At 62.2% G+C, this 23,647-nt stretch carries 20 protein-coding genes; 10 read left to right on the forward strand and 10 right to left on the reverse strand.

The window, feature by feature from the left end:
* The first annotated feature begins 53 nt into the window (after positions 1-53).
* The 8 genes from LOY70_RS19650 to LOY70_RS19685 all read left to right on the forward strand — a co-directional run bounded on the left by LOY70_RS19650 (position 54) and on the right by LOY70_RS19685 (position 11,802).
* Positions 54-1,922, forward strand: a complete 1,869-nt coding sequence (locus tag LOY70_RS19650; RefSeq protein ID WP_265028989.1) for an extracellular solute-binding protein — start codon at positions 54-56, stop codon at positions 1,920-1,922.
* Positions 1,922-2,980 carry a microcin C ABC transporter permease YejB gene (locus tag LOY70_RS19655; RefSeq protein ID WP_265028990.1) on the forward strand — a complete coding sequence of 353 codons (1,059 nt, stop codon included), beginning with the start codon at positions 1,922-1,924 and terminating at the stop codon, positions 2,978-2,980. The genes LOY70_RS19650 and LOY70_RS19655 overlap by 1 nt, the downstream gene beginning before the upstream one ends.
* Complete coding sequence (locus LOY70_RS19660; protein WP_265028991.1) at positions 2,980-4,002, forward strand: ABC transporter permease; 1,023 nt, start codon at positions 2,980-2,982, stop codon at positions 4,000-4,002. Before LOY70_RS19655 ends, LOY70_RS19660 begins: the two co-directional genes overlap by 1 nt.
* A 26-nt stretch (positions 4,003-4,028) precedes the next feature.
* Entirely contained in the window at positions 4,029-5,609 is a 1,581-nt protein-coding gene (locus LOY70_RS19665) for an ABC transporter ATP-binding protein (RefSeq protein WP_265038131.1), read from the forward strand.
* Positions 5,610-5,753: 144 nt separating this feature from the next.
* Positions 5,754-7,169 carry a sigma-54 interaction domain-containing protein gene (locus tag LOY70_RS19670; protein WP_265028992.1) on the forward strand — a complete coding sequence of 472 codons (1,416 nt, stop codon included), beginning with the start codon at positions 5,754-5,756 and terminating at the stop codon, positions 7,167-7,169.
* Positions 7,170-7,471: 302 nt separating this feature from the next.
* A complete protein-coding gene (locus LOY70_RS19675; RefSeq protein WP_265028993.1) occupies positions 7,472-8,863 on the forward strand; it encodes a GntP family permease in 1,392 nt (463 codons plus the stop codon).
* Positions 8,864-8,870: 7 nt separating this feature from the next.
* On the forward strand, positions 8,871-9,647 hold the full coding sequence (locus LOY70_RS19680) for a 3-hydroxybutyrate dehydrogenase (RefSeq protein WP_265028994.1): 777 nt from the start codon (positions 8,871-8,873) through the stop codon (positions 9,645-9,647).
* A gap of 199 nt (positions 9,648-9,846) precedes the next feature.
* Positions 9,847-11,802 (forward strand): acetoacetate--CoA ligase, encoded by a 1,956-nt coding sequence (locus LOY70_RS19685; RefSeq protein WP_265028995.1) that lies wholly within the window; start codon positions 9,847-9,849, stop codon positions 11,800-11,802.
* Positions 11,803-11,953: 151 nt separating this feature from the next.
* Here the strand turns inward: LOY70_RS19685 and LOY70_RS19690 are convergent, their stop codons facing one another.
* The gene (locus LOY70_RS19690; RefSeq protein WP_265028996.1) at positions 11,954-13,069 is read right to left on the reverse strand and encodes a PilT/PilU family type 4a pilus ATPase; all 1,116 of its coding nucleotides are present in this window, start codon (positions 13,067-13,069) and stop codon (positions 11,954-11,956) included.
* Between the two features lie 133 nt (positions 13,070-13,202).
* On the opposite strand from LOY70_RS19690, the gene LOY70_RS19695 reads away from it, so the two are divergent.
* Together LOY70_RS19695 and LOY70_RS19700 are read left to right on the forward strand one after the other, a co-directional pair.
* Positions 13,203-15,746 carry a PAS domain-containing protein gene (locus tag LOY70_RS19695; RefSeq protein WP_265028997.1) on the forward strand — a complete coding sequence of 848 codons (2,544 nt, stop codon included), beginning with the start codon at positions 13,203-13,205 and terminating at the stop codon, positions 15,744-15,746.
* A 45-nt stretch (positions 15,747-15,791) separates the two neighbouring features.
* Positions 15,792-16,067 (forward strand): peptidylprolyl isomerase, encoded by a 276-nt coding sequence (locus LOY70_RS19700; protein WP_019690952.1) that lies wholly within the window; start codon positions 15,792-15,794, stop codon positions 16,065-16,067.
* A 123-nt stretch (positions 16,068-16,190) separates the two neighbouring features.
* Here the strand turns inward: LOY70_RS19700 and LOY70_RS19705 are convergent, their stop codons facing one another.
* The 9 genes from LOY70_RS19705 to LOY70_RS19745 all read right to left on the reverse strand — a co-directional run bounded on the left by LOY70_RS19705 (position 16,191) and on the right by LOY70_RS19745 (position 23,620).
* A complete protein-coding gene (locus LOY70_RS19705; RefSeq protein ID WP_265028998.1) occupies positions 16,191-17,105 on the reverse strand; it encodes a sugar kinase in 915 nt (304 codons plus the stop codon).
* A 153-nt stretch (positions 17,106-17,258) separates the two neighbouring features.
* Complete coding sequence (locus tag LOY70_RS19710; RefSeq protein WP_265028999.1) at positions 17,259-18,476, reverse strand: amino acid deaminase; 1,218 nt, start codon at positions 18,474-18,476, stop codon at positions 17,259-17,261.
* A gap of 41 nt (positions 18,477-18,517) precedes the next feature.
* Positions 18,518-19,282 (reverse strand): IclR family transcriptional regulator, encoded by a 765-nt coding sequence (locus LOY70_RS19715; protein WP_265029000.1) that lies wholly within the window; start codon positions 19,280-19,282, stop codon positions 18,518-18,520.
* Positions 19,283-19,516: 234 nt separating this feature from the next.
* Positions 19,517-19,903, reverse strand: a complete 387-nt coding sequence (locus LOY70_RS19720) for a RidA family protein (protein ID WP_265029001.1) — start codon at positions 19,901-19,903, stop codon at positions 19,517-19,519.
* Between the two features lie 25 nt (positions 19,904-19,928).
* Complete coding sequence (locus tag LOY70_RS19725; protein ID WP_265029002.1) at positions 19,929-20,720, reverse strand: amino acid ABC transporter ATP-binding protein; 792 nt, start codon at positions 20,718-20,720, stop codon at positions 19,929-19,931.
* Complete coding sequence (locus tag LOY70_RS19730) at positions 20,717-21,379, reverse strand: amino acid ABC transporter permease (protein WP_265029003.1); 663 nt, start codon at positions 21,377-21,379, stop codon at positions 20,717-20,719. Before LOY70_RS19730 ends, LOY70_RS19725 begins: the two co-directional genes overlap by 4 nt.
* A 9-nt stretch (positions 21,380-21,388) precedes the next feature.
* Positions 21,389-22,051: an amino acid ABC transporter permease gene (locus LOY70_RS19735; protein ID WP_265029004.1), complete on the reverse strand. Its 663-nt coding sequence runs from the start codon at positions 22,049-22,051 to the stop codon at positions 21,389-21,391.
* Positions 22,052-22,105: 54 nt separating this feature from the next.
* On the reverse strand, positions 22,106-22,954 hold the full coding sequence (locus LOY70_RS19740) for a transporter substrate-binding domain-containing protein (protein ID WP_265029005.1): 849 nt from the start codon (positions 22,952-22,954) through the stop codon (positions 22,106-22,108).
* A 417-nt stretch (positions 22,955-23,371) separates the two neighbouring features.
* Positions 23,372-23,620, reverse strand: coding sequence for a type II toxin-antitoxin system Phd/YefM family antitoxin (locus LOY70_RS19745; protein WP_265029006.1), 249 nt, complete (start codon positions 23,618-23,620; stop codon positions 23,372-23,374).
* Positions 23,621-23,647 lie beyond the last annotated feature (27 nt).

The following is a 23,647-nucleotide window of genomic DNA, read 5'->3' on the forward strand; positions in this document are numbered from 1 at the left end:
GCGCCGCTCGCGTACAAATCGTGCTCATCGATCACCCGGCTTTAAGGCTGACAATGCGACTGGCGTTCCCTTCACTGCTCTTCACTGCCGTGGCCCTGCTGACAGGCGCCATGGGCGTGGATGCCGCACCACAACATGCCCTGACCGTCTATGGCGAGCCGGCCAAGTACCCCGAGGGATTCGGCCACTTCGCCTACACCAACCCCCAGGCGCCCAAAGGCGGGACCATGCGTCGTTCGGCCATCGAGATCGGCCATTTCGACCATGTGCTGCCCTACATCGACAAAGGCATCGGCGTCAGCCAGATCGACGGGCTGTTGTATTCGCCACTGGCCCAGCGTTCGCTGGATGAACCCTATACCGTCTACGGCCTGGTGGCTGAGAAGATGGAGCGCGCCGACGACGGCCTGTCCCTGCGCTTCTACCTGAACCCCAAGGCCCGCTTCGCCGATGGCAAGCCCATCACCGCCCAGGACGTGCGCTATAGCTTCGAGTTGCTGATGACCCAGGGCAGCCTGCGCTATCGCACCCAGCTCGCGGCCGTCAAAGGGGTCGAGGTGGAATCCGAGCGCACCGTTCGGTTCGACTTCAAGAACAACGAAAACCGCACCCTGCCCCTGGACATCGCCACCCTGCCGGTCTTCCCCGAACATTGGTGGAAGACCCGCGACTTTGCCAGCGGAGGCGGCTACGAGGCGCCACTGGGCAGCGGTCCGTACCGGGTCGGCAAGGTCGATTCCGGGCGCAGCATTACCTTCGAGCGCAATGCCGACTGGTGGGGCAAGGACCTGCCGGTCAGCCGCGGGCTCTACAATTTCGACCATTTCAGCATCGAGTACTTTGGCGACACCGACGTGGCCCGCCAAGTGCTGCGCGGCGGCGCCTATGATTACAACCGCGAATTCTCCGCCACGGGCTTTTCCATCGGCTATGACAGCCCGGCCCTGCGCGACGGTCGCCTGCAAAAGGCCCACCTGGCCACCGAGGCGCCCCAGACCGCCCAGGGTTTTGTGTTCAACCTGCAAAAACCGCAGTTCCAGGATCGCCGTGTACGCCAGGCCCTGGCCATGCTCTGGGATTTCGAATGGAGCAACCGCCAGATGATGCGCAACCTCTATGTGCGTCAGCAGAGTTTTTTCTCCAATACCGACCTGGCCGCCCGACAACTGCCCGATGCCGGCGAACGGGCGCTCCTCGAACCGTTGCGCGGACAGATACCCGACGAAGTCTTCACCCAGGTGTTCGAGGCACCGAAAACCGACGGCAGTGGCGTGATCCGTGACAAACAATTGCAAGCCCTGGCCTTGCTGGAAGACGCCGGCTGGAAACCCGACGGCGATCGCCTGGTGAATGCCGAGGGCGAGCCGCTGAGTTTCACCTTCCTGAACACCCAGAACGGTCTGGATCGCCTGTTGCTGCCCTACAAGCGCAACCTGGCGCAGATTGGCATCGACATGAGCATCCGGCGCATCGATGCGTCCCAATACGTCAATCGCCTGATGAGCCGTGACTACGACATGATCATCACCGGCTACCCCGTCAGCACCTCGCCGGGCATGGAACTCTACAACTACTTTGGCTCAGCGGCGGCCAACGACCCGGGTGCCAACAATTACATGGCCCTGAAGAACCCGGCGGTGGACGCCCTGATCGACGGTCTGGTCAAGGCCACGACCAAGGCCGACATGCTCCGCCACGCCCACGCCCTGGACCGAGTGCTGCAATGGAACTACTACTGGATCCCCAACTATTACCCGCCGGGCAGCTCGACCGTGTGGTGGAACCGCTTCGGCATCCCGAAAGTCCAGGCCAGCAATGACGAAGCCATCGAGAGCTGGTGGGAAGTGAGCACCACGCCGCTGACCAACGAGCAGATGACCGCCGAGCGCCTCAAGCGCGGCAAACCCGGAGGGCCGCATTGATGTGGGCTTATATCGCGCGGCGCCTGCTGCTGATCATTCCGACCCTGGTGATCATTCTGCTGGTGAACTTCGTCATCGTGCAGGCCGCACCAGGCGGGCCGGTGGAACAGGCCATCGCTCACCTGCAGGGCATTGGCGGCGCCAGCGTCGGCAGCTCGAGCAACACCATGGCCGGCAGTTCCCGCGCCAGCCGCGGCCTCGATCCACAGCTGATCAAGGACATCGAAAAACAATACGGTTTCGACAAACCGGCCCATGAACGCCTGTGGCTGATGCTCAGCAGCTACGCCCGCCTGGACTTCGGTAAAAGCTTCTTCCGCGGCGCCACGGTCACCGACCTGATCCTGGAAAAAATGCCGGTGACCATCTCCCTCGGGCTCTGGGCAACCCTGATCACCTACCTGGTGTCGATTCCGTTGGGGATCCGCAAGGCCGTGCGTCACGGTTCCGCGTTCGATGTATGGAGCAGCACGGCGATCATCATTGGCTATGCCATGCCGGCGTTCCTCTTCGCGATGTTCCTGATCGTGATGTTCGCCGGCGGCACGTCGTTGAACTGGTTTCCGGTGCGCGGGCTGGTGTCGGATAACTTCGAGTCGCTGTCGACGCTGGGCAAGATCGCCGATTACTTCTGGCACCTGGTGCTGCCCGTGACGTCACTGGTGATCGGCGGCTTCGCCACCCTGACGATTCTGACCAAGAATTCGTTCCTCAATGAAATCACTCGCCAATACGTGGTCACGGCACGGGCCAAGGGCATGAGCGAACAACGCGTGCTGTATGGCCACGTGTTCCGCAACGCAATGCTGCTGGTGGTGTCCGGCCTCCCCCAAGCGTTCATCAGCGTGTTCTTTGCCGGCTCGCTGCTGATCGAGGTGATCTTTTCCCTCGATGGCCTGGGACGCATGAGCTACGAGGCCGCCGTGTCCCGGGACTACCCGGTGGTGTTCGGCTCGCTGTTTATCTTCACGCTGTTCGGCCTGCTCATCAAACTCATCGGTGACCTCTGCTACACCCTGGTGGACCCGCGCATCGACTTCGCCGCGAGGAATGCCTGATGTTCAAGCTTTCACCCTTGGGCCGCCGGCGCTTCGAGCGCTTCAAGAAAAACCGCCGGGGCTGGTGGTCGCTGTGGCTGTTCATCGGCCTGTTCATCCTGACCCTGGGCGGCGAACTGATCGCCAATGACAAGCCGCTGGTGGTGAGCTACCAGGGCTCGCTGTATTTCCCGGTGTTCAAGCGCCACACCGAACAGGAGTTTGGCGGGCAGTTGCCGTTCCAGGCCGACTACCGCAGCAGCTACGTGCAGAACCTGATCCACAAGGACGGCGGCTGGCTGTTGTTCCCGCCGATCCCGTTCAGCGACGACACGCCCAACTATGACCTCAACCAGCCCGCCCCGAGCCCGCCCTCACCGGTGAACTGGCTGGGCACCGATGACCAGTCCCGAGATGTGCTGGCCCGGGTGATCTTCGGGGCCAGGGTGTCGATCCTGTTCGCCCTGGCGCTGACCGCCATCAGTGCGCTGATCGGCATTGCCGCCGGTGCGTTGCAAGGTTATTACGGCGGCTGGGTGGATTTACTGGGGCAGCGCTTGCTGGAAGTCTGGTCCGGGCTGCCCGTGCTCTACCTGCTGATCATTCTGTCCGGCTTCGTGGAACCGAATTTCTGGTGGCTGCTGGGGATCATGGCGCTGTTTTCCTGGCTGGCCCTGGTAGACGTGGTACGGGCCGAGTTCCTGCGCGGGCGCAACCTCGAATACGTGAAAGCCGCCAGGGCCCTGGGGCTCAGCGACCGCAAAGTGATCGTCCGACACATCCTGCCCAACGCGATGAACGCCACCCTGAGTTACCTGCCTTTCATTCTCACCGGGGCGATCTCGACACTCACGGCCCTGGACTTCCTCGGCTTCGGCATGCCGGCCGGCAGCGCATCGCTGGGTGAGTTGATCGGCCAGGGCAAACAGAACCTGCAAGCGCCATGGCTGGGGCTGACGGCGTTCTTCACCCTGGCGCTGATTCTTTCCCTGTTGGTATTTATCGGCGAGGCGTTGCGAGACGCGTTCGACCCACGCTCTTGAAAACAGCCATGAAGCGGAACCTTGAGATGAGCGACAACCTGATCGAAATCCGCGACCTGAACGTGGCCTTCAACGACCAAACCGTGGTGCGCAACCTGTGCCTGGACATCCGCCCCGGCGAGTGCCTGGCGCTGGTGGGCGAGTCGGGCTCGGGCAAGTCGGTGACCGCCCATTCGATCCTGCAATTGCTGCCCGAGAACGAAGCCCGCAGCACCGGCAGCGTTCGTTATCGCGGCCAGGAACTGTTGGGGGCCAACGCCCAGACCCTGCGGGAGCTGCGCGGCAACCGGATCGCGATGATCTTCCAGGAGCCCATGACATCGCTGAACCCGCTGCACAGCGTCGAAAAGCAGATCGGTGAAACCCTGATGCTGCACAAGGGCCTGGGCGGCAAGGCCGCGCGCCAACGCATCCTGGAACTGTTGGCCTTGGTGGGCATCCAGAAACCCACCGAACGCCTCAAGGCCTACCCCCATCAGCTGTCGGGTGGTCAGCGGCAACGGGTGATGATTGCCATGGCCCTGGCCTGCGAGCCGGAACTGTTGATTGCCGACGAACCGACCACCGCGTTGGACGTGACCGTGCAGCGCAAGATTCTGCTGCTGCTCAGATCCCTGCAACAACGGCTTGGCATGTCATTGCTGTTGATCAGCCACGACCTCAACCTGGTGCGCAGCATCGCCCAGCGTGTGTGCGTGATGAAGGCCGGGGAAATCGTCGAACAGGCGCCATGCGAAACCCTCTTCAGCGCGCCGAAACACCCCTACAGCTGCGAACTGCTGCATGCCGAACCGGAAGGCGAGGCCCTGCCCCGGGACGACCGCGAGGACGTGTTGCAGGTACAAGACCTGCGCGTGAGTTTTCCCCTGGGCGGCGGGCTGTTCCGGCGCAAGGAATACCTGCACGCCGTGGACGGTATCAGCCTGAGCATCCAGCGCGGCAAGACCCTGGGCATCGTCGGCGAATCCGGCTCCGGCAAGTCGACACTCGGCCAGGCGATCCTGCGGCTGATCGAGTCCGAAGGCAGCATTCGTTTCCAGGGCCAGGCCCTCGAACACCTGTCGCAAAAAGCGCTGCGGCCGTGGCGCAAGCAGATGCAGGTGGTGTTCCAGGACCCGTTCGGCAGTCTCAGCCCACGGATGTCGGTGCAGCAGATCATCAGCGAAGGCCTGGAGGTGCACAGCCCGTCCAGCCCTGAAGAATGCGAAGCCCAGGTAATCCAGGCGCTCAAGGAAGTCGGCCTCGACCCGCAGAGCCGCCACCGCTACCCCCACGAATTCTCCGGCGGCCAGCGCCAACGCATCGCCATTGCCCGGGCGCTGGTGCTCAAGCCGGCGTTGATTCTGCTGGATGAACCGACTTCGGCCCTGGACCGTACGGTGCAAAAGCAAGTGGTCGCCCTGCTCCGTCAGCTCCAGGAAAAGTACGGCTTGACCTACCTGTTCATCAGCCATGACCTGGCAGTGATTCGCGCCCTGGCCCACGACATGATCGTGATCAAGGACGGTAAAGTGGTCGAGCAAGGCGCCAGCCATGACGTGTTCGACTCACCCCAGCATCCCTACACCAAGGAGCTGTTGGCGGCGGCGCATCCGGGGTGGGCATAATGCGACGCATGACCTGGCTCCGTATCGCGCCCATCGCGAGCAAGCTCGCTCCCACACTCGATCTTCGGTGCGACGCAGCCCCCCTGTGGAGCGAGCTTGCTCGCGATGACGGCCTGACAGGCACTACCTAATCCGGATCCGACCATGAACCCCACCGAAAGCCTCAAGGATTACAAGCGCGTGCGCACGCTGGCGATCCGTTCGTTGTTCGAGATCATCGAGCAGTCCAGCGAAGGCACGGTGATTGTCGACCGCGATGCGAACATCGTCTGGATGAACGAACGCTATGCCCGCCGTTTCGGCCTGAACTCGGCGCAGGAAGCCATCGGTCGGGCGTGCGAGAGCGTGATTCCCGGCAGCTTGTTGCGGGAAGTGGTGCGTACCGGGCGGCCGATCCTGCTGGACATGCAGGACACGCCCAAGGAACCGCTGGTGGTGATGCGCCTGCCGATCCATGACAGCGCGGGCGCGGTGATCGGCGCCATCGGTTTTGCCTTGTTCGATGAATTGCGCAGCCTGTCGCCAATGCTCAAGCGCTACCTGAGCATGCAGGAAGAACTGGCCTCCACTCGCTCGTTGTTGCGGGCGCGGCAAACCAAGTACAACTTCGCTCACTTCATTGGCACCAGCAGCGCCGGGCTGGAGGTCAAGCGGCGTGCCCGGCGCAGCGCCAGCGCCGATTCGCCAGTGTTGTTGCTCGGCGAAACCGGCACCGGCAAGGAACTGCTGGCCCAGGCCATCCACGCCGCTTCGCCCCGGGCGCACAAGGCATTCGTCAGCATCAACAGCGCAGCGATCCCCGAATCGCTGCTGGAAGCGGAATTCTTCGGCACCGCCCCGGGGGCCTTCACCGGTGCCGACCGCAAGGGCCGCGCCGGTAAACTGCAGATTGCCCAGGGCGGCACACTGTTCCTCGATGAGATCGGCGACATGCCGTTGCCACTGCAAAGCAAACTGCTGCGGGTGCTCCAGGAAAAGGAATACGAACCGGTGGGTTCCAACGAGGTGCTGCAAAGCGATGTGCGAGTGATCGCTGCCACGTCCATGGATTTGGAAGCGGCCATCAAGCGCGGGGAGTTTCGCGCCGACTTGTATTACCGCCTCAACGTGCTGCCGATCCAGGTCCCACCGCTGCGCGAACGCCTGGATGACCTGCCCGCCCTGAGCGAGGCGATCCTTGAAGAACTTCGTAGCCAGCACGAACTGAACCGCGATGCACTGGACCTGCTGGGCCAACACGCCTGGCCGGGCAATATCCGCGAACTGCGCAACGTGCTGGAACGGGCCGCGTTGCTCAGTGACGACCTGGTACTGACGGCGGCGGACATCCGCGCGGCCATCGGCACGTTCACACCAGTCACCCGCCCGACGAGTGCGAGCCTTGAGCCGCTGCCCCATGAAACCTTTAGCCAGGCCCGGGCGCGATTCGACCGACACCTGATCGAAACCACCCTCGCGCAATGCGGGGGCAAGGTGGTCGAAGCGGCTGAGCGGTTGGGGCTGGGCCGGTCGACGCTGTACAAGAAAATGGTGGCGTTGGGGATCGCAGAGTCTCAATAAAGAGACTTTAGTCTCTAAAAATAGATAATTCCTTTCGGAGCGCTTTGCGCTCTATCGCGAGCAAGCTCGCTCCCACAGTGTACGGCGTCATCCCAATAAACACGGTCAACCTGTGGGAGCGAGCTTGCTCGCGATGAGGCCAGCACAGCCCACAAAATTCTCAAAACAGAGACAAAACTCCAAACCTGCTCAGCGAAATTAAATAATTTCCTTATATTTCATAAAGTTACCAACCTGGCACAAAACTCGCTAAAGCCTCTCCCACAGCTTCATCACAACAATAACAATCCAGGAGACACACCATGAGTGTGATCATTGCCTTGGCAGCCCTCGCGCTGCTGATGGTCGCCGCCTACCGTGGCTACAGCGTTATCCTCTTTGCCCCCATCGCCGCCCTCGGCGCCGTCCTGCTCACCGACCCTTCCGCCGTCGCCCCTGCGTTCACTGGGGTGTTCATGGAGAAAATGGTCGGTTTCATCAAACTGTATTTCCCGGTGTTCCTGCTCGGCGCGGTGTTCGGCAAGCTGATCGAGTTGTCGGGCTTCTCCCGCTCCATCGTCGCGGCGGCAATTCGCCTGCTGGGGACGCGCCAGGCCATGTTGGTGATCGTGCTGGTCTGCGCCCTGCTGACCTACGGTGGCGTGTCGCTGTTCGTGGTGGTGTTCGCGGTCTACCCGTTTGCCGCCGAGATGTTCCGCCAGAGCAATATTCCCAAGCGCTTGATCCCGGCCACCATCGCCCTGGGTGCGTTCTCGTTCACCATGGACGCCCTGCCCGGTACGCCGCAAATCCAGAACATCATCCCCAGTACCTTCTTCAACACCACGGCCTGGGCCGCGCCGTGGCTGGGGGTGATCGGTACGATCTTCGTGTTCAGCCTCGGCATGCTGTTTTTGCAACGCCAGCGCAACAAGGCCCAGCGCGTGGGTGAAGGCTACGGCACCGAACTGCGCAACGAGCCGGAAACCGCCGAAGACATCAAGCTGCCCAATCCCTGGATCGCTGTTTCGCCGCTGCTGGCGGTGGGGGTCATGAACCTGCTATTCACCCAGTGGATCCCCCAGTGGTATGGCAAGACCCACAGCCTGGCACTGCCGGGCATGGCGACACCGGTGACCAGTGACATCGCCAAGCTCACCGCGATCTGGGCCGTGCAGGCGGCGTTGCTGGTGGGCATCATCATGGTCCTGCTGTTCGGCTTCCGGGCCATTCGCAGCAAATTGGCCGAAGGCAGCAAGAGCGCGGTGGGTGGTGCATTGCTGGCGGCGATGAACACCGCTTCGGAATACGGCTTCGGCGCGGTGATCGCCTCGCTGCCGGGCTTCCTGGTACTGGCCGACTGGCTCAAGAACATCCCTAACCCGCTGGTCAACGAAGCCGTAACCGTCACGCTGCTGGCGGGCATCACCGGCTCCGCGTCGGGCGGCATGAGCATTGCCCTGGCGGCGATGTCCGAAAGCTTCATCAGCGCCGCCCACGCCGCCAACATTCCCCTGGAAGTGCTGCACCGCGTCGCCGCCATGGCCAGCGGCGGCATGGACACCCTGCCCCACAACGGCGCGGTGATCACCTTGCTGGCCGTCACCGGGCTGACCCACCGGGAAGCCTACAAAGACATTTTCTGCATTACGCTGATCAAGACCCTCGCGGTGTTCTTCGTGATCGGTGTGTTCTACGCCACTGGCATTGTGTGAGGTTCCTATGACATCCCCTCTTTCGGGCAAGACCGCCCTGGTCACCGGCTCTACCAGCGGCATCGGCCTGGGCATCGCCTTGAGCCTGGCCAAGGCCGGCGCTAACCTGATCCTCAACGGCTTCGGCGATGCCTCGGCGGTGATCGCCGAGGTGAAACAGTTCGGCGGCAAGGTCGGCCATCATCCCGCCGATGTCAGCGACCCGGCGCAGATCGCCGACATGCTCGCCTACGCCGAGCGCGAGTTCGGCGGCGTGGACATCCTGGTGAACAACGCCGGGATCCAGCACGTGGCCGCCGTGGAAGATTTCCCGGTGGAGCGCTGGGACTCGATCATCGCCATCAACCTGTCCTCGGTGTTCCACGCCACCCGCCTGAGCCTGCCGGGCATGCGCGCCAAGGGCTGGGGACGGATCATCAACGTCGCTTCCGTGCATGGCCAGGTCGGCTCGGTGGGCAAGGCAGCGTATGTCGCGGCCAAGCATGGGGTGATCGGCCTGACCAAAGTGGTCGGCCTGGAAACCGCCACCAGCAACGTGACCTGCAACGCCATTTGCCCCGGCTGGGTGCTGACGCCGCTGGTGCAGAAGCAAATCGACGATCGCATCGCCACAGGCGTAGACCCGCAGCAGGCGCAGCATGACTTGCTGGCCGAGAAGCAGCCGTCCCTGGAGTTCGTCACCCCGCCGCAACTGGGGGAGTTGGTGCTGTTCCTGTGCAGCGAAGCCGGCAGCCAGGTGCGCGGCGCGGCGTGGAATATTGATGGTGGGTGGTTGGCTCAGTAAGGTCCTGCGACTCCTTGTGGCGAGGGGATTTATCCCCGCTGGGTTGCGCAGCGACCCTAAAACCTGGCACCTCGATCTGTCAGGCAAATTGAGTCTGCAGCTTGAGGGCTGCTTCGCAGCCCAACGGGGACAAATCCCCTCGCCACAAGATCGGGTCGCTCTATAGTTTGTGTGTACATAAGAAAACAAGAGGCCTCCCATGTCCGACATCCTCTGGCAACCCAGCCCCGAACGCATCGCCCAGTCGCGCATGAACGCCTTTCGCCTGTTCGTCAACGCACGGCATCACCTGCAACTGAGTGACTACCCCGCCCTGCACGCCTGGAGCATCGACCAGCGCGAAGCCTTCTGGCAGGCCATCGTCGATTTCTTCGAGATCCGCTTTCACCAGGCACCCAGCGAGGTCCTGGTGGAAGGCCCGCAAATGCCCAGCGCCCAATGGTTCCCGGGGGCGACCCTGAACTTTGCCGAACACCTGTTGCGCCGCCGCGACGAAGCCGTAGCGGTGGTCGCCATCGATGAAAACGGCGGCCAGGAACAACTGACCTGGGCCGAGCTCGCCGCCCACGTCGCCGGCCTGCAAAAAAGCCTGCAAGCCGCTGGCGTCAGCCAGGGCGACCGGGTGGCAGCGTGCATGCCCAACACTTGGCAGACCCTGGTGGGCATGCTCGCCACCACCAGCCTGGGGGCCATCTGGTCGTGCTCGTCGCCGGACTTCGGCACCCAGGGCGTCATCGACCGCTTCGGCCAGATCGAGCCCAAGGTGCTGATCACCTGCGCCGGTTACCGCTACGCCGGCAAAGTCATCGACCAGCGGGCCAAGGTCAATGAAATCCTCGAACGGCTGCCGTCGCTGCAGCAGCTGATCGTGCTGCCCTATGCCCAGCCTGATGCACGTACGGATGATTTCAAGACCCCGGCCAGCGTCGCGTTATGGGATGACTTTTACCGAAGCGGTGGCGAACCGCAGTTCATCGGCGTGCCCTTCGATCATCCGCTGTACATCCTCTACTCCAGCGGCACCACCGGCGTGCCGAAGTGCATCGTCCACGGTACTGGCGGCGTGTTGCTGCAACACGTCAAGGAACATGGCCTGCACGTCGACCTCGGCCCTGAGGATCGTCTGTTCTACTACACCACGTGCGGCTGGATGATGTGGAACTGGCTGGTGTCGGCCCTCGCCGTGGGCAGTGCGGTGGTGCTCTACGACGGTTCACCCTTTCATCCCGGCCCCGAGCGCCTGCTGGACCTGATCGACCACCAGCGCATCAGCGTGTTCGGCACCAGTCCCAAATACCTGGCCGCCCTGGAAAGCCAGGGCCTGAAACCTCGGCAACGCCATGATCTCAGTAGCCTGAGGACGCTCCTGTCCACCGGCTCGGCCCTGGCGCCCCACAGCTACGATTACGTGTACCGCGACTTCAAGGCCGATGTCTGCCTGGCGTCGATGTCGGGCGGCACCGACATTGTGTCGTGCTTCGTCAACGGCAACCCGCTGACGCCAGTGCGTCGGGGCGAGATGCAAGGCAAGAGCCTGGGCATGGCGGTGCAGGTCTGGAATGAAGCCGGCCAGGCGGTCATCGGCGAGAAAGGCGAGCTGGTGTGCACCCGGCATTTCCCGGCGATGCCCATTGGCCTGTGGAACGATCCTCGGCAGGAAAAGCTCCGCGCCTCCTACTTCGCCCAGTTTCCCGGCGTGTGGGCCCAAGGTGATTACGCCGAAGAACTGCCCCACGGCGGCCTGTTGATCCATGGACGCTCCGACGCCGTGCTCAACCCCGGTGGCGTACGCATCGGCACAGCGGAAATCTATCGGCAGGTGGAGAAGGTCGAGCAGGTGCTGGACAGCGTCGCCATCGGCCAGCAATGGCAGGGCGATGTGCGGGTGGTGCTGTTCGTGCGCCTGCGCGAGGGCGTGAGGCTGGACGAGGCCTTGGAGCAGCAGATCCGCCAGGTCATTCGCGCCAATACCACACCGCGGCATGTACCGGCGAAGATCCTGGCGGTCAGCGATATTCCACGGACCATCAGCGGCAAGGTGGTCGAGCTGGCGGTGCGCAACGTGGTGCACGGCGAGGGGGTGAAAAACACCGATGCCCTGGCCAATCCGCAGGCGTTGGAGCAGTTTCGGGATCGGCCGGAGCTGACTACCTGACGTTGGCTATCTGTTGGCCGTGAGGGCCTCTTCGCGAGCAAGCTCGCTCCCACAAGGGGTCAGCTGTGAACACAGAAATCGCAGTCACCCTAGAACCCTGTGGGAGCGAGCTTGCTCGCGATGAACGATAACGCGGTCGAACGTTGAAAAATCAATCCACCAACCCCCATTCCCCCGCCGCCGGGTCAGATGGAGGCGCCGCACCCGACTCGGCATGCAACTTCAAACGCAAGCGCAAGTTGTTCGCCGAGTCGGCGTTTTTCAAGGCTTCGTCCTCGTCGATCGCTCCCTCCACCACCAGGTTGAACAAGGCCTGGTCGAAGGTTTGCATGCCCAGCTCCTCTGACTTTTCCATAATCCCCTTGAGCTCGCCAAGCTCGTTGCGCCGGATCAAATCGGCCACCGTGGGCGAGCCCAGCATGACCTCCACCGCCGCCCGGCGCTGGCCGGTACGGGTGCGCACCAGGCGCTGGGAGACAAAGGCCTTGAGGTTGTTGCCCAGGTCATTGAGCAACTGCGGCCGGCGCTCTTCCGGGAAGAAGTTGATCACCCGGTCCAGGGCCTGGTTGGCGTTATGGGCATGCAGCGTGGAAATCACCAGGTGCCCGGTGTCGGCGAAGGACAGGGCGTGCTCCATGGTTTCGCGATCACGGATCTCGCCGATCAGCACCACGTCCGGCGCCTGGCGCAAGGTGTTCTTCAGGGCGGCATGAAAACTGCGGGTGTCGACCCCGACTTCCCGCTGATTGATGATGGATTTCTTGTGCCGATGGATATACTCCACCGGATCTTCGATGGTGATGATGTGGCCGCTGCTGTTGCGATTGCGATAATCGATCAGTGCCGCCAGGGACGTCGACTTGCCCGAGCCTGTCGCGCCAACGAACAGCATCAGCCCCTGTTTCTGCATAATGGTGTCCAGCAATACCTGCGGTAGCTTCAGGTCTTCGAAGCGCGGAATGTCCAGCTTGACGTTGCGTATCACCATGGACACGTCGTTGCGCTGCTTGAAAATATTCACCCGGAACCGCCCGACACCGGCCATGGAGATCGCCAGGTTCATTTCCAGTTCCCGATCGAACTCAAGGCGCTGTTCGGCGTCCATCAAAGACTCGGCGAGCCCGGCAATGTCGCCGACCTTGAATGCCTGGTTACCCAAGGGCTTGAGCACACCTTCGAATCGCGCGCACGGCGGCGCGCCGGTGGACATGTAGAGGTCGGAGCCATCCTGACTCGCCAGGATTCGCAACAAGGGATCGATTTCCATGGATTGAAACTTCCGCGAGACATCAATTGAAACAAGCTGACCCGAGCATGAAACCTTTCAGACCAACCCGCGCATACCTTCTTCAGAGGATAGTAGACGCCGAGGCAGTGACACGACTTCCAGGGGTTCCGCTATGAACGCAACACCCTCCGACAGCGACATACAGCGCCTGATCGCCCGACTGGGACTGGACTGGGCCTCCAGCCCGCTGGGCGCTGCCGAAACCTGGCCGCAAAGACTGCGCACCGCCATGGACATCGTGCTCCACTCACCGATGCCGATGGCCTTGCTGTGGGGCCCCCAACTGATCCACTTCTACAACGACGCCTTCGCCCGATTGGCCGGCGACAAGCATCCGCAGGCGTTCGGCCAGCCGACCCACACAGCCTGGCCCGAACTCAGGGCCACCAGCGCACCGATTTATCGCAGCGTGTTGCAAGGTCGCACGCACAGCAGCCGCGACCAGCAATGGCGCCTGCCCTTCGCCGGCCGCCTCTGCGACCTGTGGCTGGACCTGACCTACAGCCCCGTGCACGACGAAAGCGGTGCCGTCGCCGGCATCCTGGTCACGGCCATCGAAACCAGCGAACGACGACGGCTGGCCCAGGAGTTCGAACGGCGCTCCGAGGCCAGCCTCAAGGCCCAACACGAAAGCGAAGAGCGCCTGCAACTGGCCCTGGCCGCCACGGACGCGTTGGGCACCTGGGATTGGGACATCAGCGAAGACCGCTTCATTGCCGACGAGCATTTCGCCCTGCTGCATGGCGTCGATCCGAGCCTGTCGCGCCAGTTGCCCATCAGCGCCTATCTCGAGGGCGTGCACCCCGAAGACCGGGCGATGATCGCCCGCAGCATCAAGCACTGCATCACCCACGGCACCGAATATGCCGAGGAATACCGGCTGCTGCAGCCCGACGGCGAGCTGCGCTGGGTGTTCGTGCGCGGGCGTTGCTACAAGGATCGCCATGGCCGGCCCAAGCGTTTTCTCGGCGCGGCCCTGGACCTGACCGAGCGCAAGCACACCGAGCAAGCCTTGCGCCAGAGCCAGACCGAGCTGCAGTTGATCATCAACGCCATGCCGATCCTGATCAGCTATGTGGATCGCGAAGAACGTTTCCGGCTGAACAACAGCGCCTACCTGGACTGGTATGGCCTGACGCCTGAGGAACTTTATGGCAAGACCGTCCGCGAAGTACTCGGCGAGCAGGCCTACGCGGCTCGCGCCGAACAGATCGCCGGCGCCCTGGCGGGCAAGCCCTGCAGCTTCGCCGTACAGTCGGATCATCGCGACGGGCGCCCACGCCATGCACTGATCAACTACCTGCCCCGCCACGGGTCGGACGGTGCGGTGAACGGCTTCTATATCTTTGTGATCGACGAGACCGAACGCAAGAAAACCGAGGAAGCCCTGCGTAACCTCAACGAAACCCTGGAAGAGCGAGTCATCGCCCGTACCCAGCAACTGGCCGAAGCCAACCAGCGGTTACAAAGCGAGATGTTCGAACGCGAGCGCGCCGAAGAAGCCCTGCGCCATGCCCAGAAGATGGAAGCCGTGGGCCAGCTCACAGGCGGCATTGCCCATGACTTCAACAACATGCTCACCGGTATTCTCGGCAGCCTCGACCTGATGCAGCGCTACATCGCCAACGGTCGCGCCGCCGAGATCGGTCGCTTCACCGAAGCGGCGGTGTCCTCGGCCAATCGCGCGGCCGCCCTGACCCACCGGCTGCTGGCGTTCTCCCGACGCCAATCGCTGGACCGCAAGCCGCTGGATCCCAATACCCTGGTGCATTCGCTCGAAGACCTGCTGAGTCGCACCACCGGCGATCACATCGTACTGCGGCTGCAACTGGCCGATGAGCTCTGGCCGGTGAGTACCGATGTCAGCCAGTTGGAAAACGCCTTGCTCAACCTGGTGATCAACGCCCGGGACGCCATGCCCGATGGCGGTGAACTGACCATCGAAACCGCCAATGTCTACCTCGACGGCAATGACATCAAAACCCTGGAACCGGTGAAGGCCGGGGACTACGTGATGATTGCCGTCAGCGACAATGGCAGCGGCATGACGCCCTCTGTACTGGCAAAAGCCTTCGATCCGTTCTTCACCACCAAGCCCATCGGCCAGGGCACCGGCCTAGGCCTGTCGATGATCTACGGGTTTGCCCAGCAGTCCGGTGGGCACCTCAGCCTGGACAGTGTGCCGGGCCAGGGCACTCGGGTGCAGTTGTACCTGCCACGGCTGCACGTCGCGCCCACCGAACAGCCGGCGGCGTCAGTGGCTGTCGACGCGCCCGCGGCGATCGCCGGGGAGACCGTATTGCTGGTGGAAGACGAACCGGCGGTGCGCATGCTGATACTCGATCTGCTGCACGCCCTGGGCTATACCGCCCTTCAAGCCCAGGATGCCAAGTCGGCCCTGCCCCTGCTGGAGTCAGGCCAGCGCATCGACTTGCTGGTAACCGACGTCGGTCTGCCGGGCATGAATGGCCGGCAACTGGCGGAGATCGCCCGCCAGCACCGGCCCGACCTGAAAGTGCTGTTCATGACCGGTTATGCGCAGAAAGCCGCCGAACGCCAGGGGTTCCTGGACCAGGGCATGGACCTGGTCGCCAAGCCTTTCAGCCTCGATCTGCTGGCGAACAAGATTCGGACGATGATCAACCATGGCCTCTGACTTGAGGCATAATCGCCGGCCCGTTACGTTCAGGTCCGCGCTGCAATGAAAGCCCAAGCCCGCCATATCCTGGTGAAAACCGCCGAAGAAGCCGAACAGCTCAAGCAACGCATTGCCAAGGGCGAAGCCTTCGACGTGCTGGCCAAGAAGTACTCCACCTGCCCCTCCGGCAAACGCGGCGGTGACCTGGGTGAAGTGCGGCCGGGGCAGATGGTCGGTGCGATCGATGCGGTGATCTTCAAGAAGCCACTGCGGGTGGTGCATGGGCCGATCAAGAGCAAGTTCGGCTATCACCTGGTGCAGGTGTTTTACCGGGATTGAAACTGAGCCGGGCTCTTGTGGGAGCGAGCTTGCTCGCGATGGCGGCGACACAGTCAATATGTTGGCAAGCAGACCCACCGCTATCGCGAGCAAGCTCGCTCCCACAGGTTTTGTGCCCACCTCTTATCTTGGCATCAACGCCCCCGGCACCTGGATCACCCGGCTCGCCAACAAATGCCCTGCCTCGGCGGCCTCCTGCGGGTTGCCACCCTGCAAGCGGCTCGCCAGGTACGCGGCACTGAATGAATCTCCCGCCGCCGTTGTGTCCACCACGCGCTCGACCCGTTGAGCGGGAATCTCATAAGACTCGCCATCGCAACGAATCAGACACGCCTCGGCGCCGCGCTTGAGCACCACTTCCGGTGTGCCGAACTGAGCATAGGCGGCGAATACCGTGTCAGTGTCGGCATAGCCGAACAGCGCCTGTTCATCGTCCACTGTCAGCAGGGCCAATTCCACGTAGGGCAGGACGCTGCGATAGACCGCGCGGGCCGCTTCGACTGATGCCCAGAGCCTAGGTCGGTAGTTGTTGTCGAACACCACCTGGGCCCCGCGCCGACGCGCTTCGACCAGGGTTTCGATGAGTTTGGCCCGGCCCTTCTCGCCAAGCACCGCCAGGGTAACGCCACTGAAATACAGCACATCGTAATCCAGCAACGCAGCCAGGATCGGCCCGGCGGCCGGGGTGGTAAAGCAATCGCGCACCGCCGCCTCGTTGCGCCAGTAGAGGAATCGCCGCTCGCCCGCAGCATCGGTCTGGATGCAATACAGACCCGGCAGGCGTCCAGGCAAGCGCTGGACCCGTTGCAGACCGATGTTTTCTTCGGCCCAGCGCTCACACATGGCATCGCTGAAACTGTCGTCGCCCAGGGCGGTGACATAATCCACCGAGCCGTTGTCACCCAAGGCCCGGGATAGATACACCGCGGTATTCAGGGTGTCGCCGCCGAAGCTTTGCAGCAGGCTGCCGTCGGCGCGTTGTTGCAGTTCGATCATGCACTCGCCGATCAGGGCGATGCGGGGTTTGGGGTGGTTCATGGATGATCCTGATGGTTCGGTGGTGTCTGGCAGGCCGCTATCACGAGCAAGCTCGCTCCCACAGTGGATTGCTGTGAATACAAACTCTGTGATCGTCTCGATCCCCCTGTGGGAGCGAGCTTGCTCGCGATAGCCGCGACTCGGTCTTAAGCCCTAGAAACACGTCTCCATGCTCTCGACCACCCGCAACTGCTCATCCACCAGGCACCCCACCCGCCACTTATCGAACGTCAGGCACGGGTGTGAAGTACCAAACGAAATGATGTCGCCCACACGCAGCTCAACCCCGGCCGCCACATTCATGAACGCATGCTGGTCCATCACCGCCGTCACCTTGCAACCGCTGACATCGTCACCCGCTACCGAATCCGATCCGGGCGTGTAGCGTTTGAGCGGCACCGGTAATCCGGCGTCGTAGGCCACGTCGCGCTTGCCCAGGGCGATCACCGCAAAGCCTGGTTCCGGCAGCGATTGCACATGGGCCCAGACTTCCAGGGCCGGGCGCAGGCCTTCGTGGAGGTCGTTGCGCCGCTCCAGCACGCAGCACTGGGCTTCTTTGTAGATGCCGTGGTCATGGGCCACGTAACTGCCGGGACGCAGCACGCTGAGGAAACGCCCGTGGGCATTCCGGGCTTCGAAGGATTCGGCGATCAGGTCGTACCAGGCCGAACCCGAGGCGGTGATGATCGGCTTGTCGATGGCAAACGCGCCGCTGTCCTGCAACTGCACCGCCAGCCCCACCAAGGACGCTGCAAAGGCGCGGATGCCACTGATGGCGTGGTCACCATGGATCACCCCTTCGTAGCCTTCGATGCCGGTCAACGCCAGCGCCGGTTGCGCCCGGATCGCCTCGGCCAGGGCCAGCACCTCGGCCTCGCTCCGGCAACCACAACGGCCACCGACCACGCCGTACTCGATCATCACGTTCAGCTTCATACCGCGTGAGGCGAAGAACGTCCCCAAGTCGGCGACATTGTCGGGATGATCGACCATGCAATGGAATTCGAAACTCGGGTCAGCCAGCAGATCGGCGATCAGCGCCATATTTGGCGTGCCCACCAGTTGGTTGGCCATCAGCACCCGACGAACGCCGTGGGCGTAAGCGGCACGGGTCTGCACGGCGGTGGCGAGGGTCAGGCCCCAGGCACCGGCATCGAGCTGGCGGCGAAACAGCGCCGGGGTCATGCTGGTCTTGCCGTGGGGCGCCAGTTCGGCGCCACTGTCGGTGACGAACGCTTGCATCCAACGAATGTTGTGCTCCAGCGCTGCGCGATGCAGCACCAGCGCCGGCAGGCTGACGTCCTTTAGCAGGTGAGCGCCGACAGGGGCGGCACCTTTCTCTACGTCAGCATTGGGAATGGCAGATGACATGTTCGAACTCCTTGCACGCGGCCGCTCGCAGCCGAGGCTATCTATTCATTGATACGCCGGGCCAGGTTGTTGGCGCTTTCGATCAGCACCCGGCGGTAATCGGCGTAATTGTTCCTGGCATCGGCCCTCGGGGCGACGATGCACAGGGTCGCGATGGCCACGCCGCTGGGGTCTTTGACCGGGGCGGCGAAGCAATGGGTGAAGGTGTCGGCGACGCTGTCGAACGAGAAAAACCCGTCGAGGCCGGCCTGGCGGATTTCCTTGAGGAATTGCTCCAGGGGCAGGCGCTCACCGTCCGGCAGGATGAAGTCGTCGGGGTCAATCAAGTCGACAATTTGCTGGTCGCTCAAATGTGCCAGCAGCAGGCGACCGGACGCCGTCCAGGGAATCGGCGCGTTTTCGCCAATGTCCGATGAAATGCGGAAATGCCGCTCGCCCTCCTTCATCAAGGCCACAGTGTATTTGCGCCCGTTGAGCAGGCACATCTGTGCGGTTTCGCGGGTCTGGCTGACGATCTCCTGCAAGGCGTGATCGGCCTCGCGACTCAGGTCGAAATGCCGCAGGTGCGCCTGCCCGAGAAAATACAACTGGCGGCCCAGGTAGACGTGGCCGTCCTTGCCCACCGGTTCCAGGATGCGCCGCTCCAGCAGCGACGCCACCAGTTCATAGACCGTGGACTTGGGGCTGCCGATGCCGCTGGCTATGTCGTTCGGTCGCAACGGCTGGCCGATTTCCTTGAGGAAATCGAGGATATCGAACGCCCGATCCAGTCCCCGGGCCCGGCGTTTGATGGTGTCTTCGGTCATGTCTTTGGTTCCCAATCAGTTCGCCGCGAGTGTAACCAGACTGCAAGCTGTTCACAGATTTTGTGGCGAGGGGATTTATCCCCGTTGGGCCGCGAAGCGGCCCAAATAAACCTGCCTACGATCCAGCTTGACACTCCGCTGTAGCTTGTTTGGGGCTGCTGCGCAGCCCAACGGGGATAAATCCCCTCGCCACAGGGTTCTCTTCACGGCATCACGGCTCACCCGCAATGGGCCTCACTTCGTCTTGTAGGCCACACAATCGATCTCGACCTTGCAATCGACCATCATGCTCGCCTGCACGCAAGCCCGGGCCGGGGCGTGTTCGGGGCTGAAGTACTCGCTGAACACCTTGTTGAAACTCCAGAAATCCCGCGGGTCATCCAGCCACACGCCGCAGCGCACCACGTCCTTGAGCTCGTAACCGGCCTCTTCGAGGATCGCGATCAGGTTTTTCATGGTCTGGTGCGTCTGCTCGACGATCCCGCCGACAATAATCTCGCCGTTCACCGCCGGCACCTGACCGGACACATGCAACCAGCCATCGGCCTCCACGGCGCGAGCGAATGGCCGTGGCTGACCGCCGCCTGCGGAGCTGCCGGTGCCGTAGCGCGTAATGCTCATGGGTGTTTCTCCTTACTGAATAAAATTAAAAACGAGTGTTCTTGAGGAATTCCGCCAGCCGCGGCGATTGCGGCCGCTCGAACAATTCTTTCGGTGGCCCCTGCTCTTCGATGCGCCCCTGATTCATGAATACAATCTTGTCCGACACTTCGAAGGCAAAGCGCATTTCGTGGGTCACCAGCAGCATGGTCATGCCGTCTTCGGCCAGGCCCTTGATCACGTTCAGCACTTCGCCCACCAGCTCCGGGTCCAGGGCCGAGGTGACTTCGTCGAACAGCATCAGGCTGGGGTTCATGGCGATCGCCCGGGCAATCGCCACGCGCTGCTGCTGGCCGCCAGACAACTGACCGGGGAAGTGATTGCGCCGCTCCAGCAGGCCGACCCGCTCCAGCCATTTCTCGGCCAGGGCCACCGCTTCGTCCTTGGGCAGTTTTTTCACCTTGAGCAGACCCAGGGTGACGTTCTGCAACGCGGTCAAATGCGGGAACAGGTTGAATTGCTGGAACGCCATGCCGGTCATGGCCCGGTGCCGGGCGATGAGCTTCTCGGGGTGGCGCACACGCTTGCCGTCGATGTCGTCATAGCCGATGGACTCGCCGTCGAGCATGATCTGCCCGCCCTGGAACTCTTCGAGCATGTTTACGCAGCGCAGCAGCGTGGTCTTGCCCGAACCGCTGGAGCCGATCAACGTGACCACGTTGCCGCGCTGCATGCTCAGGTCCACGCCCTTGAGCACTTCCAGCGGGCCGTATTGTTTGCGCAGGCCGCGAATGTCCAACAGCGGTTGAGTGTTGGAAGGAGTCGAAATATCAGTCATGGCAAGGCCACCCGCTTTTCAATGTGCCGCCCGAGCAATTCGATGGCGTAATTGATGATGAAAAAGAGAAACCCGGCGAACAGGTAAAACTCCAGGGTCATGAAGGTCCGGGCGATGATCTGCTGGGTGCTGAGCAGCAATTCGGCGACGCCGATCACCGACAACAGGGTCGAGGCCTTGACGATCTCGGTGGAAGAATTGACCCAGGTCGGCAGGATCTGCCGCAACGCCTGGGGCAGCAGCACATAGCCCAGTGCCTGGAAGAACGTCAGGCCGATGGCCTGGCTCGCTTCCATCTGCCCCCGGGGCAACGCCTGCAAGGCACCGCGCACGATCTCGGCCACATGGGAACCGCAGAACAGCGTCAGGCCCAGGACACCGGCCTGGAATGCGCCGATCTGCCAACCCAGGGCCGGGGCCATGTAGAAGCAGGCCAGCACCAGCACGAACACCGGCGTGCCGCGAATCAGGTCGACGTAGAAGCGAAACGGCGCGCGCATCCAGGTCCGGCCATAGGTCAGCACCAGGCCGGCCACCAGCCCGATCAGCGTGCCCAACACAATCGCCAACAGCGAACACTGCACACTGGTCAGGAAACCGGTCCACAAGGTGTCCCGGGCGACCCATAACTCATGCAACCAACTGGGGGATTCGTACATGGGACACTCCTAACGGCGGATCGCCAGGCGCTGCTCGAAATAGCGCAGCAGCATGGCAATGAGGTAACAGGCCGCGACATACAGGGCCGTGGTCACCAGCCAGGTTTCGATCACCCGGTAGCTCTCCACGTTGATCTTGCGGGCGTAATAGGTCAGCTCCGGCACGGCAATCGCCGCCGCCAGGGAGGTGTCCTTGAACAGCGAAATGAAGTTGTTCGACAGGGCCGGCAACACGTTGCGCAGCATCACCGGCACGGTGACGTAGGCTTTCACCTGCCACTCGCCCAGGCCGATGGCCAGCCCCGCTTCCCGCTGCCCCTTGTGAATGCTCAACAGCCCGCCGCGGAACACTTCGGTCAGGTAGGCCCCGGCGTACAACGAGAGGGTGATGACGAACGACGGCAGCTTGTCCAGGCGGATGCCCAGGCTCGGCAAGGCGAAGTAGATCAACAGGATCAGCACCAGGATTGGCGTATTGCGGATCACCGTGACATACACCGACGCCAGCACCCGCAGGAGCCGATGCTTGCTCAGCAGCGCGAACGCCATGGCCAGGCCGATCACGCAACCGATGGCGATCGACACCAGCGCCAGGGAAAGCCCCAGGCCGAGCCCCGCCAGCAGGATGTCGAAATCGCGCCAGACGGCGGCAAAGTTCAACTGATAATTCATGGTCGGCAGTACCTTCGACGGGGCGCCAATTTCGGGCGCCCCGGGCTCACAGGGTCATTTGAATTCAACAGGGAAACCAATCGCTGGCGACGGCAAGTCCACGCCGAACCACTGCTTGAACGATGCGGCGTAGGTGGGGAATTCCACACCGGTCATGGCTTCATGCAAGGTGGTGTTGACGAAGTTCAGCCAGTCCTGGTCGCCGCGCTTGACCGCGCAGGCATAGGTTTGCGGGCTCCAGGCGTAGGCCGGGCTGCGATAACGGCCGGGGTTCTGCACCATCAGGTACTTGACCGAGGATTGGTCGGTGGCGGCGGCATCGGCGCGACCGGAGTTCACCGCCTGGTACATCAGGTCGACGCTGTCGTACTGATCGACCTTGGCCTTGGGCAATGCCTGATGCACCAGCTCTTCGGCGTAGACATTCTGCAGCACCGCCACGGTGACACCATCGCCGCCGGCCTTGAGGTCTTCGATTTCCTTGTACTTGCTGTTGGCCGGCAGCAGCAGGCCCACGCCTTCGCGGTAGTACGGCAGGGTGAACGCCACTTGCTGGGCGCGGCTGGCGGTGACGGTGATGAACTGGCAGCTCATGTCGACCTTGTCGGTCAGCAGGTTGGGAATGCGCGCATCGGACGACTGCACCACGAACTCGACTTTCTCCGGGTCATTGAACAGGCCCTTGGCGACCATCCGTGCGATGTCGATATCAAAACCCTGCAACTTGCCATCCGCTCCCTGGAAGTGCCACGGCGCATTGGTGCTACCCGTGCCCACGATCAATTTCCCACGTTGCAGCACGCTGTCCAGCTTGCTGTCGGCCGCCTGGGCGACACCCACGGCAGCCACCGTGGCCGCGAAGAGAAAAACACATGTTTTGAACAAGGAAGGTCGGCGTTGCATGGCAAGCACTCCAGGATGAGTTTATTCCGCTATACCGGAACATAGTATGTAACAACGGAATAGACAGCAGAAAGTGTGCCATAGGTTTGATGCCCATGGGCGAGGAAAATGGAAAGTTAAGGAAATCAGGGAGATGGGAAAGACAGACCTGCGGACGCCGGCACCCGCATGTGAATGCTGTTGCTACCGTTAGCTACGACGCACGGGTAATAAGGCCCCAAACCGGGTACTCGCGCACCGAAACGGAGCCACTCTGGAGCTGTAAATGGATACCTGTGGGAGCGAGCTTGCTCGCGATAGCTGTGGATCAGTCAATGCTGATGTTGGATGACCTAACGCTATCGCGAGCAAGCTCACACATTTTGTTCGGCGGTGTCACTGGAAACAGCGACGACGCTTTCCTTGGAGAACTTCTACTCATAAATCATCAAGAGAAATCTTGATCGATGGGGTGCTCTCCCGCTCGTGACAAAGAGCGACAAGCTCCATGTCCTCAAGCCGATTCATCATGGCTTCATATTCCCTGGCTGGGACACAGTAAAAAGCAGGCTCGTTACGATTCAGGATCGCCACGGATAATCCCTCACCCGCTGCAACGGTACCCAGCGGATTTTTCTTGAGTTCAGAAATGCTGGCTACCACTCGAGAAAGCACGATATGAGTCATGAAATGAGACCTTGAACACTTAATGAC

Source organism: Pseudomonas sp. B21-054 (assembly GCF_026016345.1).
In the GTDB taxonomy this organism is placed as follows: domain Bacteria; phylum Pseudomonadota; class Gammaproteobacteria; order Pseudomonadales; family Pseudomonadaceae; genus Aquipseudomonas.

Coding starts and splice junctions, on each gene's coding strand:
- LOY70_RS19740 (WP_265029005.1), bottom strand. CDS start 22,954: ATGCAACGCCGACCTTCCTTGTTCAAAACATGTGTTTTTCTCTTCGCG.
- LOY70_RS19730 (WP_265029003.1), bottom strand. CDS start 21,379: ATGTACGAATCCCCCAGTTGGTTGCATGAGTTATGGGTCGCCCGGGAC.
- LOY70_RS19690 (WP_265028996.1), bottom strand. CDS start 13,069: ATGGAAATCGATCCCTTGTTGCGAATCCTGGCGAGTCAGGATGGCTCC.
- LOY70_RS19735 (WP_265029004.1), bottom strand. CDS start 22,051: ATGAATTATCAGTTGAACTTTGCCGCCGTCTGGCGCGATTTCGACATC.
- LOY70_RS19725 (WP_265029002.1), bottom strand. CDS start 20,720: ATGACTGATATTTCGACTCCTTCCAACACTCAACCGCTGTTGGACATT.
- LOY70_RS19700 (WP_019690952.1), top strand. CDS start 15,792: ATGAAAGCCCAAGCCCGCCATATCCTGGTGAAAACCGCCGAAGAAGCC.
- LOY70_RS19650 (WP_265028989.1), top strand. CDS start 54: ATGCGACTGGCGTTCCCTTCACTGCTCTTCACTGCCGTGGCCCTGCTG.
- LOY70_RS19680 (WP_265028994.1), top strand. CDS start 8,871: ATGACATCCCCTCTTTCGGGCAAGACCGCCCTGGTCACCGGCTCTACC.
- LOY70_RS19665 (WP_265038131.1), top strand. CDS start 4,029: ATGAGCGACAACCTGATCGAAATCCGCGACCTGAACGTGGCCTTCAAC.
- LOY70_RS19655 (WP_265028990.1), top strand. CDS start 1,922: ATGTGGGCTTATATCGCGCGGCGCCTGCTGCTGATCATTCCGACCCTG.
- LOY70_RS19670 (WP_265028992.1), top strand. CDS start 5,754: ATGAACCCCACCGAAAGCCTCAAGGATTACAAGCGCGTGCGCACGCTG.
- LOY70_RS19675 (WP_265028993.1), top strand. CDS start 7,472: ATGAGTGTGATCATTGCCTTGGCAGCCCTCGCGCTGCTGATGGTCGCC.
- LOY70_RS19745 (WP_265029006.1), bottom strand. CDS start 23,620: ATGACTCATATCGTGCTTTCTCGAGTGGTAGCCAGCATTTCTGAACTC.
- LOY70_RS19720 (WP_265029001.1), bottom strand. CDS start 19,903: ATGAGCATTACGCGCTACGGCACCGGCAGCTCCGCAGGCGGCGGTCAG.
- LOY70_RS19685 (WP_265028995.1), top strand. CDS start 9,847: ATGTCCGACATCCTCTGGCAACCCAGCCCCGAACGCATCGCCCAGTCG.
- LOY70_RS19710 (WP_265028999.1), bottom strand. CDS start 18,476: ATGTCATCTGCCATTCCCAATGCTGACGTAGAGAAAGGTGCCGCCCCT.
- LOY70_RS19660 (WP_265028991.1), top strand. CDS start 2,980: ATGTTCAAGCTTTCACCCTTGGGCCGCCGGCGCTTCGAGCGCTTCAAG.
- LOY70_RS19705 (WP_265028998.1), bottom strand. CDS start 17,105: ATGAACCACCCCAAACCCCGCATCGCCCTGATCGGCGAGTGCATGATC.
- LOY70_RS19695 (WP_265028997.1), top strand. CDS start 13,203: ATGAACGCAACACCCTCCGACAGCGACATACAGCGCCTGATCGCCCGA.
- LOY70_RS19715 (WP_265029000.1), bottom strand. CDS start 19,282: ATGACCGAAGACACCATCAAACGCCGGGCCCGGGGACTGGATCGGGCG.